Genomic DNA, 13,501 nt, shown 5'->3' on the forward strand with positions numbered 1-13,501 from the left:
GCCCCGCCACGGCACTGCGATGCTATGAATTACCGAAAGAACACTGCGATCCAAGCGGTACTTCCATGCTTCGGTCCTTCGGCATCACGATGCGTCATCCCCGCGAAGGCGGGGATCCATCCGGCGTTGTTGTGAGAGGGCGCGGTTTTTCGCTTGTTTGGAGTGTGACGGGTCGGGTTGGCCCGGTCAGGTCGTCTCGAAACTCCCTCGCGGGCCTCGTACGGCGGAATCGTTGCGTGCAGGTCGCACGAGTGAGGCCGTGCGGGCGGCAACGATTTCGCCAACGATGCCAGGCTCGGTCAGACAGTCGAGGCAACCTGCCCGGACCAACCCGCCCCGCCACGGCACTGCGATGCTATGAATTTCCGAAAGAACACTGCGATCCAAGCGGTACTTCCATGCTTCGGTCCTTCGGCATCACGATGCGTCATCCCCGCGAAGGCGGGGATCCATCCGGCGTTGCTGTGAGAGGGCGCGGTTTTTTGTTTGTTTGGAGCGCGGCGTGGCGGGTTGGCCCTCGCAAGGCTTCCGTTGAAATTACGGGAAACGTGCCGGTAATCCAGAGATTGTGCGAAACAGCGCTTCTTTTGCGAAAAAAACGCCGGACTCCCTTGACCTTGGCTTCGCTTGGGGGAAGAAGGGCGGCAAGGTTTTTTATGTTTTTTAGCCTCGAATGAGTACAGACCGAACATGCCTGCAACAGCTTACTTGCGGAGGACTTTCATGAGCATGGAGATTCTTGAACTGGTCAAGCGGCGGGACCCGGGCGAAGTGGAATTTCATCAGGCCGTGACGGAGGTCATGGAGTCCATAGAACCGGCGCTTGAGCGCAATCCCGAGTATCGCCGGGCAGGGATTGTCGAACGCATGGTCGAGCCGGAGCGCGTCATCATCTTCCGGGTTCCATGGGTTGACGATCACGGGGATGTGCACGTCAATCGGGGGTTTCGGGTTCAGATGAACAGCGCCATCGGGCCCTACAAGGGCGGTCTGCGTTTCCACCCTTCCGTAAATCTCGGCATTCTCAAATTTCTGGCCTTCGAGCAGGTCTTCAAGAATTCCCTGACCACCCTGCCCATGGGCGGGGGCAAGGGCGGTGCGGATTTCGACCCAAAGGGCAAGTCCGACAATGAGGTGCAGCGGTTCTGCCAGAGCTTCATGCTCGAACTCTTCCGGCATATCGGGCCGAACACGGACGTGCCTGCCGGAGACATCGGCGTGGGCGCGCGCGAAGTGGGCTTCATGTTCGGCATGTACAAGAAGCTCAGAAACGAATTCACGGGCGTGCTGACGGGCAAGGGCGCTTCCTGGGGCGGCAGCCTGGTCCGGCCCGAGGCCACGGGGTACGGGGCGGTCTATTTCGCGGGCGAGATGCTCGCGGCCCAGGGTAAGACGCTGGAGGGGACGCGCAGCCTGGTCTCCGGCTCGGGCAACGTGGCCCAATACACCATGGAAAAGCTGTTGCAGCTGGGCAGTTCCCCGATCACGTTTTCGGATTCGTCGGGCTACATCTACGACGAGGCCGGAGTCACGCCCGAAAAGCTCGCCTTCATCAAGCACCTCAAGAATGTGCGCCGGGGCCGGGTGCGTGAGTACGTGGACGCATACCCCGAGGCCGTCTTCACTCCGGCGGACTATGGGCTTGGATACAATCCGCTCTGGGCGCACAAGGCCGACTGCGCCTTCCCATGCGCAACGCAGAACGAAATAGGCAGGCTCGATGCGGAAAACATGGTGGCCGGCGGCGTGCGGGTCGTGACCGAGGGCGCGAACATGCCTACCTCGAACGAGGGCGTGCATATCTTCCTGGACAACGGCGTGCTCTTTGGCCCCGGCAAGGCCGCCAACGCGGGCGGGGTCTCGGTCTCTGGCCTGGAGATGACCCAGAACAGCATGCGCCTGAGCTGGACCCGGCAGGAAGTGGACGACAGGCTGAAGCTGATCATGAAGACCATCCACAAGGTCTGCATGGACACCGCGGCGGTCTACGGCAAACCCCTCAACTATGTCGTGGGCGCCAACATCGCCGGATTCGTGAAGGTGGCCGACGCCATGCTGGATCAGGGCGTGGTGTAGCCCTCGCTGGTCTATTCGCAATTCAAAGCCGGTCCGCCGGCTTTTTTCTTTGCCTTGCCGCGTTGCCCCGGATGAGCGCTTTGGTTACGTTTGCGTCTATCCAAGGAGACTTTCATGCCCAACACGCCGGATTTGCAACTTGTGGCCCAGGATTCGGAATTCAGAAAATTCCATGATCTCATGGCCAGGAAAGTCCAGAATATTCTGCTTGTGTCCACAGCCTATGACGCCTGGGTCATGGAGGAGGATTGCAAGCTCTCCGAACGCATCGTGTCCGAGTATCAGGGATTGAACCTGAGTCGGCCGCCGCGCCTGACGTGGGCGTCAGGCGCCGAGGAGGCCCTGGCCTTTCTGCGGCAGCGCCCGTTCGAGCTGGTCATCCTCATGCCGCAGCTGGCCGAGCGCGAGGCCTTGATCCTGGGACAGAAGATCAAGGAATTCGGGCTTGGCATCCCGGTTTATCTCCTGACGCACCGTGAGGTCTTTCTGCCGGGAGAGAACCCGGCCGACGGCATAGACCGCCAGTTCGTGTGGACCGGCAACGCCGATCTTCTGGTCGCCCTGGTCAAGAACGCCGAGGACGCCATGAACGTGGACTTCGACACGGTCAGCGTCGGCATCCGGGTCATCATCGTGGTCGAGGATTCCCCCCGCTATCAGTCCTGCCTGCTGCCCATCCTGTACCGCGAGCTTGTCGTCCAGACCCAGGACGTCATCCGGGAAGGGCTCAATCAGGAACACCGTCTGCTGACCATGCGCTGTCGGCCCAAGATTCTATTGGCCGACAACTACGAAGACGCGCTGGCCCTGTTCCAAAAATTCGAGCCGTATGTGCTGGGCGTGCTTTCCGATGTGCGCTTTCCCCGTGGCGGCAAGCTCGACGCCTCGGCCGGTGTTGATCTGCTTGGCGCCATCAAGGCGCAGCGTTTCGACATTCCGCTGCTCCTCATGAGCAACGAACCGGACAACGCCCGCAGGGCCATGGAGATTCCGGCCAGTTTCGTGGATAAGAACTCTCCCAGCCTGCTTGCGGATGTGCGCGCTTTCGTTCTGGAACGTTTGGGGTTCGGCGATTTCATTTTTCGCGGCCCGGAGGGCGAGGAGATCTCCCGGGCCGGGAGTCTCTATGCGCTGGAGGAGCGGCTAAAAACCATTCCGGCCGAGGCCCTGGTCCATCATTCCCGTCACAATGATTTCTCGCGTTGGTTTTTTGCGCGCACTGAATTTGAGCTGGCCAACCGTCTGCGGCCCATGAGCGAGTCGGACTTCGCTTCACCGGAGTTCCTGCGGCGCGGCGTCATCGAGATGATCCGGGACAGGCGGCAGCAGCGCCAGAAGGGCATCGTGGCGAATTTCAACGCCAAGGATTTCGATCCGACCACGGATTTCTTCAAGATCGGCCAGGGCTCCATGGGTGGCAAGGCGCGCGGGCTGGCGTTTCTGTTTTCGATCCTGAACAGGATTCCGGCCCTGGCGGTAAAATATCCCGGGGTAGATTTTTTCATGCCCAAGACGCTGGGTATTTCGACTGAAGGGTTTGATTCGTTTGTAAAAATCAATGATCTTAAATATTTGTCCAGTACGGATCTTGCCGACGACGAGGTCTTGAAGATCGTCGAAAAGGCCCGTTTCCCCAAGTGGCTCAGCCATCAGCTAAGGGCCTATCTGGCGCAGGTCCACCATCCTTTGGCCGTACGCTCGTCAAGCCTCCTTGAGGACGCCCAGTATCAGGCCTATGCCGGGCTGTACTCCACGATTATGGTCCCCAACAATCATCCCGACCCGGACGTGCGCCTTCAGGAATTGATCCTGGCCATCAAGCAGGTCTACGCCTCCACGTTCTATCAGGCGCCCAAGGCCTTTTCGCGCCGGGTCAGCCAGCGCACCGACGAGGAGAAGATGGGCGTGCTGGTGCAGCAGGTCATCGGGGACAAGTACGCAGGGTATTTCTATCCGGCCATTTCCGGAGTGGCTCAGTCCTACAATTACTATCCTTTCGGGCGCATGAAGCCCGAGGACGGGGTGGCCACCATCGCTTTCGGATTCGGCAAGATCGTGGTCGACGGCGGGCAGACCCTGCGTTTTTCGCCGAGATATCCGAACATCCTGCCCCAATGTCCGACCGTCGAACTGGCTTTGCGCACGGCACAGACCGAATTCTACAGCCTGTCTCTGGAGCATTGGCCTTGGGCGCGCACGGATTTTTCACTCTCCCGCCGCAACATCACCGAAGCCGAGGACGACGGGCCCCTGGCGCTGGTGGCCTCAACCTTTCTGCCGGAGGAAGGACGCATCCGCGATACCGCGTCCATCCCCGATCGGCCGCGTGTTCTGCTTTTCGCGCCGGTGCTGAAGCACAAGATTCTGCCTCTGGCGGAGATCCTGGCCGACGTCCTTGGAATCGCGGAATCGGCCATGGGCTGCCCCGTGGAGATCGAGTTCGCGTGCAGACTTCACCCGGACAAGGAGCACAGGCCCGTATTCTCCCTGCTCCAGTTGCGGCCCATGTCCGCCCGGGCGGATCTCAATCGGGTCACCATCACCGAGCATGACCGCGGGCGTGCCTTTTGCCTGTCCACCCACGCGCTTGGCAACGCCGAGAAGAGCGACGTTCAGGATGTCGTCTTTGTGCGACCCGATGCTTTCGAGGTCGAGAAAACAGTGCAGATCGCGGGGGAAATCAGCCGCATCAATGCTGCGCTCGTGGCCGAGGGGCGCAAATATCTGTTGGTGGGTCCCGGGCGATGGGGCACGGCGGATCGCTGGCTGGGCATTCCCGTGGCCTGGAACGACATCTGCGGGGTTTCGGCCATCGTCGAGACCGCTTCGGCGCAACTGCGCGTGGAACCGTCCCAGGGTTCCCACTTCTTCCACAACATCACCACTCTTGGGATCAATTACATTATGATGTCGGGCAAGGAAGGCGAGCGTTTCGACTGGGAGTGGCTTGAGGGGCACGACGTCGTGGCCAGGGAGGAGCATGTGGTTCATGTGCGCCTGTCGGCACCAATGATCATCAAGGTCGATGGCCGCAGCTCGCACTGCGCGATCACTCCCGGAAACGGGGCGGCGCAGGGGCGTGAGGTGGACCCGGAACCGCAGGGTGCTGGGTGCTGCACTCTGGGTTCCGGGGGATCAGGTTCGCCCGGGCAGTGCGCACTATGATTTCGGCGATGCGCCGGGAAAGGCTGCTCTGCAGGCTCCAGCACTGATAGAAATGGGGGACGCGCAAGGTTTCTCCCGGGGTGAGATCGACCAGCTCGCCTTTCTTCAGATACGGTTCGGCCAGGATGCTGGAGACCATGCCGTACGCTCCGCCTTGGAGGATGAGCCCCTGGAAGCTGATGTTGGACGGCATGACGTGTGCGGGCGGGGTGATTTCCTCACCGAAGTGCTGGCGCAGGAATTCGTGCTGCAGCGCGTCCTTGTGGTTGAAGATGACGATCGGCGCGGTGTCCGCGGTCTGTCGGTCGAAACCATGTGGGCAGTGGCGCGATCTGAACGCAGGTGTGGCCACGCACAGGTATTCCATGTCGCCAAGGTCGTGGGTGAGCAGCCCCTGAAAATTCGCCGGCGTCGAGGTGATGGCACCCTGGACTTCCCCCGAGCGCAGGTAGGCGTGGGTCACGGACTGGTCGTCGACCACGAGATCAAGGAGTACGTTCTCTTCCGCGAGGATGTCGGGAATGCTGCGCAGGAACCAGTTGTCCAGGCTGTCGGCGTTGACCGCCAGGGTCACGGTCGCCGTAGTGCTGCTTTCGCCCGGGGCCAATTCCTCGAAGAGCGATTCCTCCAGAACGGAAAGTTGCCGGAAGTGGCGCAGCATGGCCATCCCCGCTGATGTGGGCCGGATCGGCACCGAGCGCACCACGAGCATTTGCCCCACGTGCTCCTCAAGCTGACGGATGCGTTGGGAAATCGCGGACTGGGTCAGAAAGAGAGAGCGGGCGGCCTTTTCAAAGCTTTGCTCGGTGATGACAGCGGCCAGGGCCTGAAGGTGTTTGGTATCGATCATTAGTTTTTCTTATGGCTCAATAAAATTATTCGTTTTCCTTATGACCCATCCTCAATTATTCCCCGGTTCAACGTAACACAAGGGGAACCTGATGATTTTCACGCCATTTTTGCAGGGTCTGGGAACAGGCGCCGGTCTCATTATCGCCATCGGTGCGCAAAATGCCTTCGTGCTCAATCGGGGTCTGACCCGCAACCATCATCTCACCGTGGCGCTGATCTGCGCCTTGAGCGACGCCCTGCTCATAACCCTTGGACTGTCGGGGATGGGAATTGTCCTGGCGCACAGCGAGGCGCTGGCGGTATGGGCCACCTGGCTCGGAGTGGCATTTCTTTTCTGGTACGGGCTGCGCTCTTTTCGTTCGGCCATGCGCTCGGGAAGTCTCGAAGCCCAGGAACGGGCGCGGATGGGGCTTGGGGCCACGGTGGCCGCGACCCTGGCCGTGACGTTCCTCAATCCGCACGTTTACCTCGATACCGTGCTCCTGCTTGGCTCCATCGGTGGGCGCTATCCCGAGGCGCAGCGCTTTTTCTTCGGCGCGGGCGCGGTCACGGCTTCCCTGCTCTGGTTTCTCGCCCTGGGCCTTGGCGCGCGTCTGTTGCTGCCTTTTTTTCGTCATCCCAGATCATGGGCCGTGCTCGATGTTCTGGTGGGCCTGACCATGTGGAGTGTGGCCGCATCGCTGGTGGCGTCCGTATTTGCGGCCTGATTTGGGGTGTCTGAACTCTTTACCCCGCACCGTCCCCCGGCTATCAACCTCTCATCGGAGGAACGATGGCCAAAAATTACGATCCGCGCATGCACACGGCGGAGCACATTCTCAATCAGACCATGGACCGGCTTTTTGCCTGCGGGCGGTGCTTTTCCGCCCATGTGAACCCGGACAAGGCCAAGTGCGACTATCATTATGATCGTGATCTGACCGAGGCCGAGGCCCGGGACGTGGAGGCAAGGGTGAACGCCGTCATCGCCGCCGATCTGCCGGTCTTCGCCCAGGCCATGTCCCGCAATGAGGCCGAGGCACGCTTCAATCTGGAACGCCTGCCGGAAGACGCGTCCGGGGAATTGCGCATCATCCACGTCGGGGATTACGACGCATGCCCATGCATCGGTGAGCATGTGGACCGCACCGGTGCCCTGGGCACGTTCCGTCTGACCACGCATTCATTTGAGAACGGGGTGCTCAGACTGCGCTTCAAGCTCGGGAAAAACGCCTGATCATGGCGAATCTCCCCTCACACGGCGGCAATATTCGTTTCATGGCCGCGTCGCTTGGCTGTGCGCCCGAAGACATTCTGGACTTTTCGGCCAACATCAACCCCCTGGGGCCGCCCGCATGGCTGCGCCCCGTGGTGGCTCGCGCGCTGGCCGGGACGGCGCATTATCCCGAGCCCCGGGCCGAGGGCCTGTGCCGGATAGCCGCCTCGCGCATGGGTGTGCAGCCTCTCAACGTGGTCGCGGGCAACGGTTCGTCGGAACTGCTTTACGCCCTGCCCAGGGTCTGTGCCTCTCTTGGAATCGAGCGCGCCGTTTTGCCCGTGCCCTGCTACGCAGATTACGCGCGGGCTTGCGCGGTCGCCGGAATTACCTGTCAGACATTGACGCTGCGTCCCGACAACGGCTTCGCCATGGATTGGGCGGGACTTGAGGATTTGCTTCAGGAGCGGGCCCTGGTCATTCTCGGGCAGCCCGGAAACCCGGCCGGGACCCTGCTCGAACCCGAGCGCATCCTGGATTTGGCCGATCGGCATCCGCAGAGCTTCTTTCTTGTCGACGAGGCTTTCGCCGATTTCGTCCCGCGACTTTCCCGGCTGGGCGCTACGATTCGACCCAATCTGTTTGTCCTGCATTCCCTGACCAAATTCTATGCCGTGCCCGGACTGCGTCTGGGCCTTGGGTATGGCGGCGCGGATGTGTGTGCGGCGATTTCGGCCCTGCTGCCGGATTGGAGCGTCAACGCGCTGGCGCAGGCCGTGGGCGAGGAGGCCCTGCGTGACGACGTCTACGCCGAGCGCTCCATGGATGCGGTGCAGCCTCTGCGCACTCGGCTGGAAGCTGATCTTGTGGGTCTTGGGCTCACGGTTTTTCCGGGCAGCGCCAACTATCTGCTCTGCCGCAGTGAGCACCCGGACGCCTTTGCCTTGCAGGAAGTGCTTGCCAAAAGCCGTATTCTGATCCGCAACTGCGCCAATTATGAAGGACTCGACGCCCATTATTTTCGGGTGGCCGTGCGCGGCACCGAGGAAAACAAGCGCCTGGTCGAGGCTTTTTCAAAGATTTTCGAACCGGCCAGGTCCCGCGGCCGGGCCGTGCGCAAAACCCCAGCCATCATGCTTCAGGGGCTTTCGTCCAACGCGGGAAAGTCGGTCCTCACGGCGGCCCTGTGCCGGATTTTCCTGCAGGATGGACTTGGAGTGGCTCCGTTCAAGGCCCAGAACATGTCGCTCAATTCTTTCGTTACCCGCAGCGGCGGGGAAATGGGCCGGGCTCAGGTCCTGCAGGCCCAGGCCTGCAGGCTGGAGCCGGACGTGCGCATGAATCCGGTGCTCCTGAAGCCCAACTCGGAGACGGGTTCGCAGGTCATCGTCCTCGGCAAGCCCGTGGGCAACATGAGCGTGGGCCAGTACATCCGCTTCAAGCCGCAAATTTTCGAGACCATCGCCACGGCTTACGACGAGCTTGCCGCACGGTCCCGGGTCATGGTGCTGGAAGGGGCGGGCAGCCCGGCCGAGGTCAACCTGAAATCCCATGACGTGGTCAACATGCGCATGGCTCGCCATGCCGGGGCCAAGGTGCTGCTGGCCGGAGACATCGATCGGGGTGGCGTATTCGCCTCATTTGTAGGCACCATGGAGGTCATGGAGGAATGGGAGCGCGCGCTGGTGGCGGGTTTTGTCGTCAACCGTTTCCGGGGCAGACAGGATCTGCTCGGGGACGCCATCGACTATGTGCGCCGCTTTACCGGAGTTCCGACGCTGGGTGTGGTGCCGTTTCTGCGGAATCTGGGATTGCCCGAGGAGGATTCGGTCAGCTTCAAGGATGCCCGGCCGCTTGGCAGGCAAGCCGAGTTGTGCGTCGTGGCCGTGGACCTGCCGCATATTTCCAATTTCACGGACCTTGATGCGCTGGGCCTTGAACCGGATGTGGAGCTGCGCATTGCCCGCGCACCCCGGGATCTGGCCGGAGCCGACGTGATCATTCTTCCGGGTTCGCGCAATGTGTTCGCGGATCTGGACTATCTGTGGAGTTCGGGCATGGCTCAGGCGATTCTGGCCAGTCAGGCCGAAATCGTCGGGATCTGCGGTGGCTTGCAGATGCTCGGAACCGACGTCACGGACCCGGCCCTTGTCGAAAGCGCGGGAGCGTCCGCCCGTCCCTTGGGCTTTCTGCCATTGGCAACGCAAATGGTGGTGGACAAGGTCCTGTGCCAGGCGAGCTGCGTGCATCTGCCTTCAGGGGAAACGATTCGCGGGTATGAGATCCATCATGGACGCACGCGCGTGCTGGATGGACAGGTCGAGCCGCTCATGACCCGCACGGACGGAACCGTGATCGGATGGGCCCGGGCCGACGGCATGGTCTGGGGCACCTATCTGCACGGAGTCTTTGATGCCGACGGGTTTCGGCGTTATTTCCTGGACCGAGTGCGGATGCGCAAGGGGCTCGATCCTCTGAAGTCGGTGCAGGTGGCCTATGACCTTGAAGCCGCGCTGGATCGCCTGGCCTCGGTGGTGCGGGAGAGTCTCGACATGGAGCGAATCTACCGCCTTCTGGATTGAGGGCGTCGGTCAGGTGCCTTTGATGACGCGCACGCTTGTCTCGTAGTAGGGCGTGCCGCGTCCCACTGTGCTTGAAATGTCCTGGGTCAGTCGGTTCAGTCCGTGCCCGGCTTTGAGCCAGCCCCCGCGTTCAGACACCAGGATGTCTCGCCGCTGTCCGGCCTTCACTGCAAGTTTTGCCCGGACAGTTCCAGTCCGGCTTTCCACCACCACGTCTTCTCCATTTTCAAGATCCAGGCGGCGCGCTTCCTCCTCGGCCAGGGTGACCACGGGCAACGGATCGTGTCCGGTCATGGTCCGCTCGGAGCAGATGAACCCGTGGGGGGCGATGGTCAGTAGCCTGTAGGGGTATGCGGGGTCGCGGCGGTCGAGGTCCTCGGGCCTGAACTCGGTCATGAATTGAAACCTGCCCGAGGGCGTGGGGAAGCTTTTGTCCGCAAAGGGGACCATGGGAGCGTTCAGGCGGAAGGCCTTTTTTCGCAGGTCCGCCATGGAGCATCCCTGTTCCCGGATGGGCGCGCAGAGGTCGTGCAGCCAGTCCGTGACGCTGCGCTGGAAACGATCGGCAAAATCAAAGCGTCCGGCCAGGTCGTGAAACATCCGGAACTCGCTTTTGCACTCGCCCATGGGCGCGATGGCCCGGTTGACGGGGCCGACATGGTTGTGGCCGTAGCTGGCCATGACGTCCTCTTCTTCCAGAAACGTCGTGGCCGGCAGAAAGACATGGGCCTGGTCGGCGGTGTCGTCCAGAAAGTGCCCGGAATAGACCACGAATTCGGCGTGCCGGAACGCGGCGATCGTCTTGGCCGTGTTCGGGGCCATACACACGGGGTTGGCGGCCGTGACATATATCATGCGGATTTCAGGATCGCGGGCGTTCATGATCTCTTCTGCGATGCGCGGTAGGAGCAGGGTGCGTCGGCGCGGGTTCAGATCGTCGCCCCAGAATTTCTGGTCGAAGGGGCCATATTCCTCGAAGCCCTGGCTGACTCCGCCGCCGGAGACGCCGATGTTGCCGCTGATGGCTGCGAGGGCGTCAATGGCCCGGATGGACAGGTGGGCCTCCCTGTGACGGTGCATGCCCCAGCCAAGCAAAGTGGCCGTGGGTTTTTGGAGCATGAGGATTTCGGCCAGGAAGTGCGCATCTTCCACGGCTGTGTCGCAGCGCACGCACAATTCTTCCACGCTGTGCCGGGCCAGAATACGCAGGTAGTCGTTTGCGCCCAGCGCATGGTTTTCCAGGAAGTCGCGGTCTTCGGCCTCCCGGGCCAGGATGAGCTTGGCCACGGCCATGGCCAGAAAGGCGTCGGAGCCGGGCTTGGGCGCGATGTGCCTGTCGGCGAGGGCCGCCGATCTGCTGGGCACCGGATCGATGAGCACAACCCTGCCGCCGCGCCGGCGGATTTTGCGGATGACGGGGACAAGGCTGATGTTGGTGGAAACGGGGTTGCGGCCCCACAGGATCATGGATCTGCTGTTGGCGTGGTCCAGGGGATCGTGGGACACGCGCCTGCCGAAATCGAGGTCCTGGGCGCGCTGCCCCGTTCCGCCGCACAGCGATCCCGCCGGCGTGGTCACCCCTCCCAGAAGATTGAAGAAGTAGCGGTTCAGGAGTTTCAGGGCCGTGCGCTCCCCGTATCCCTGATAGTAGAGAATGGCCTCGGGCCCGGACTCCGCTGCGATGGACTTCAAACGGCTGGCGACAGTGTCCAGCACTTCGTCCCATCCTGCCTTTCTCCACGGAAGCGAGCGCCGGTCGCGGATCAGCGGGTGGGTGATGCGCTCCGGACTGTAGACCCGCTTGATGTACCGCGCCGCCTTCACGCAAGTCAGCCCCCTGGTAATGGGGTGTCCGGGATCTCCTTTCAGGGTGACCAGACGGCTGTCGCGAATTTCGGCCAAAAGGCCGCAGGTATTGGGACAGTCTCGGGTGCAGGTGGTCACGATTGTTTCATTCATTATGTAAAGGGGGGGTGAAGATTTTGAAGGATGGCGCCCAGTTTTTCAGGACGTGCGGCATATTCCGCCACATGCCCGTCGTCGTCAACCTGGGTCCGGTCCGCTTGACAATTCTCATCCCCCGTGCTCCCGAAGACAGCCATGAAGTCCTTCGCTCCCAACCCCGAAACACCTGTGCGTGGGCGGCTTGCCCCCAGTCCGACCGGACATCTTCATCTCGGCAACGCCTGGTCCTTCCTGCTGTGCTGGCTGGCTGTGCGGTCTGCCGGAGGGCGACTTGTGCTGCGAATGGAGGATATCGACCCGGAGCGTTCGCGCCCGTACTTTGCCGAGGAGATCATGCGCGATCTGGCATGGCTCGGCCTGGACTGGGACGAGGGGCCGGATCTCGGCGGCCCGTATGCCCCGTACACTCAGCAGGAGCGACTGGAGCGCTATGCGGAGGTCATTGAGGCCTTGACCCGTCTTGGGCGCACCTATCCATGCTACTGCACGCGCAAGGAGCTCAGGACCATGGCCTCCGCGCCCCATCTTGAGAACGCCGGCCCCGTCTATCCGGGCACCTGCCTGGGGCTTGACGTTGCGGCATGCAGGGAACGGGAGGCGGAGGGCAGGCGCCCGGCTCTGCGCTTGCATGGCGCGGGGGAGACTCGCTTCGATGATCTGCTGCATGGCGAGGTCCGTCTGGATTGGGCGCAGTGCGGCGGAGATTTCCCGCTGCGCCGTTCGGACGGGGTCATATCCTATCAACTGGCCGTGGCCCTGGATGACATGGACCAGGCCATCAATCTGGTGGTCCGGGGCGCGGACATCCTGCCGTGCACGCCACGTCAGATCTTCCTCTTTGATCTTCTGCAGGCGCCGGTTCCACGCTATGCCCATGTGCCCTTGCTGTTTGATCATGAGGGGGTGCGTCTGGCCAAGCGTCATCAGTCGCTTGAGTTGCGCGCGCTGCGTGAGATGGGGATATCGCCGAGGGCTGTCGCGGGGTATCTGGGACATCTGGCAGGCTTGCTGCCCGAGGGCGTCGCGGTGGCACCAGCGGAGATCGTATCTGAATTTGCATGGGAGAAGATCCCCCAGGGACCCGTGGTCTTGCAGGATCAGGCCGAAATCGTATTGAAGGGTATTTTGTGAAAAGTCTTTAATTTCAGTATTTAAGAATGAAATCCGCGGATTGGTTTCAATAAATTTTATAAAACTGTGAATTTTTAGTTGACGGGCGTCGATGAGTTCACATAGAGGCTTCTTCCGCGATGAGGAACGCCTCTTCCGGACAAAGCAAAGTTCATTGATATTTTCATATATTTCGTCCTGGTGACCACGGCGGAGGGGAACCACCCGATTCCATTCCGAACTCGGAAGTTAAGACCTCCAGCGCCGATGATACTGCAAGTTCACTTGTGGGAAAGTAGGTCGTCGCCAGGACTTTTTTATTCTCTTCTCTAGGTTGGAAAGTCATTAAAAAAATGATTGACCTTTTGAAGACAGCGGGGTTAGAAGATTAACCCTGCCTTTGCGAAGAACGCTTCGCGAAGGAAATTTGAAAAAGCTTGAAAAAAGCGCTTGACGGTGGGTGAGGGAGTCGATAGAGACGTTTCCTCTTGCCGGAAGGCTAAAGGATCTTTGACAAATAAATAGCGAGTTGGAGCAAATAGAACTGATTTAGATA

Annotated in this window: 8 protein-coding genes and 1 rRNA gene; 7 read left to right on the forward strand and 2 right to left on the reverse strand. The window is 61.0% G+C overall.

Annotated elements, in window-relative coordinates:
* Nucleotides 1-729: 729 nt before the first annotated feature.
* On the forward strand, nt 730-2,076 hold the full coding sequence (gdhA, locus tag BMZ24_RS14335) for an NADP-specific glutamate dehydrogenase (RefSeq protein ID WP_167364147.1): 1,347 nt from the start codon (nt 730-732) through the stop codon (nt 2,074-2,076).
* Between the two features lie 114 nt (nt 2,077-2,190).
* Entirely contained in the window at nt 2,191-5,241 is a 3,051-nt protein-coding gene (locus BMZ24_RS14340; RefSeq protein WP_143077924.1) for a PEP/pyruvate-binding domain-containing protein, read from the forward strand.
* Here the strand turns inward: BMZ24_RS14340 and BMZ24_RS14345 are convergent.
* A complete protein-coding gene (locus BMZ24_RS14345) occupies nt 5,126-6,091 on the reverse strand; it encodes a LysR family transcriptional regulator ArgP (protein ID WP_092193420.1) in 966 nt (321 codons plus the stop codon). The two genes, BMZ24_RS14340 and BMZ24_RS14345, sit on opposite strands and share 116 nt — an antisense overlap.
* Nucleotides 6,092-6,182: 91 nt before the next feature.
* On the opposite strand from BMZ24_RS14345, the gene BMZ24_RS14350 reads away from it, so the two are divergent.
* From BMZ24_RS14350 to BMZ24_RS14360, 3 genes are all read left to right on the forward strand, one after another.
* A complete protein-coding gene (locus tag BMZ24_RS14350; protein ID WP_092193422.1) occupies nt 6,183-6,800 on the forward strand; it encodes a LysE/ArgO family amino acid transporter in 618 nt (205 codons plus the stop codon).
* 65 nt (nt 6,801-6,865) lie between these two features.
* The gene (locus tag BMZ24_RS14355; protein WP_092193424.1) at nt 6,866-7,309 is read left to right on the forward strand and encodes an alanyl-tRNA editing protein; all 444 of its coding nucleotides are present in this window, start codon (nt 6,866-6,868) and stop codon (nt 7,307-7,309) included.
* A 2-nt stretch (nt 7,310-7,311) separates the two neighbouring features.
* Nucleotides 7,312-9,870 (forward strand): cobyric acid synthase, encoded by a 2,559-nt coding sequence (locus BMZ24_RS14360; protein ID WP_092193426.1) that lies wholly within the window; start codon nt 7,312-7,314, stop codon nt 9,868-9,870.
* Between the two features lie 9 nt (nt 9,871-9,879).
* On the opposite strand, the gene BMZ24_RS14365 is transcribed toward BMZ24_RS14360, so the two are convergent.
* On the reverse strand, nt 9,880-11,829 hold the full coding sequence (locus BMZ24_RS14365; protein WP_092193428.1) for a molybdopterin-dependent oxidoreductase: 1,950 nt from the start codon (nt 11,827-11,829) through the stop codon (nt 9,880-9,882).
* A 141-nt stretch (nt 11,830-11,970) separates the two neighbouring features.
* Here BMZ24_RS14365 and gluQRS point away from each other — a divergent pair, with 141 nt between their 5' ends.
* Nucleotides 11,971-12,966, forward strand: coding sequence for a tRNA glutamyl-Q(34) synthetase GluQRS (gene gluQRS, locus BMZ24_RS14370; protein ID WP_092193430.1), 996 nt, complete (start codon nt 11,971-11,973; stop codon nt 12,964-12,966).
* Nucleotides 12,967-13,142: 176 nt separating this feature from the next.
* Nucleotides 13,143-13,257, forward strand: a 5S ribosomal RNA gene (rrf, locus tag BMZ24_RS14375).
* Nucleotides 13,258-13,501: the final 244 nt, after the last annotated feature.

Source organism: Desulfomicrobium norvegicum, from assembly GCF_900114595.1.
Lineage (GTDB): Bacteria > Desulfobacterota > Desulfovibrionia > Desulfovibrionales > Desulfomicrobiaceae > Desulfomicrobium > Desulfomicrobium macestii.

Excerpts from the sequence above, each read along its gene's own strand:
- BMZ24_RS14340 (WP_143077924.1), top strand. The coding sequence starts at position 2,191 with ATGCCCAACACGCCGGATTTGCAACTTGTGGCCCAGGATTCGGAATTC.
- gdhA (WP_167364147.1), top strand. The coding sequence starts at position 730 with ATGGAGATTCTTGAACTGGTCAAGCGGCGGGACCCGGGCGAAGTGGAA.
- gluQRS (WP_092193430.1), top strand. The coding sequence starts at position 11,971 with ATGAAGTCCTTCGCTCCCAACCCCGAAACACCTGTGCGTGGGCGGCTT.
- BMZ24_RS14350 (WP_092193422.1), top strand. The coding sequence starts at position 6,183 with ATGATTTTCACGCCATTTTTGCAGGGTCTGGGAACAGGCGCCGGTCTC.
- BMZ24_RS14345 (WP_092193420.1), bottom strand. The coding sequence starts at position 6,091 with ATGATCGATACCAAACACCTTCAGGCCCTGGCCGCTGTCATCACCGAG.
- BMZ24_RS14365 (WP_092193428.1), bottom strand. The coding sequence starts at position 11,829 with ATGAATGAAACAATCGTGACCACCTGCACCCGAGACTGTCCCAATACC.
- BMZ24_RS14360 (WP_092193426.1), top strand. The coding sequence starts at position 7,312 with ATGGCGAATCTCCCCTCACACGGCGGCAATATTCGTTTCATGGCCGCG.
- BMZ24_RS14355 (WP_092193424.1), top strand. The coding sequence starts at position 6,866 with ATGGCCAAAAATTACGATCCGCGCATGCACACGGCGGAGCACATTCTC.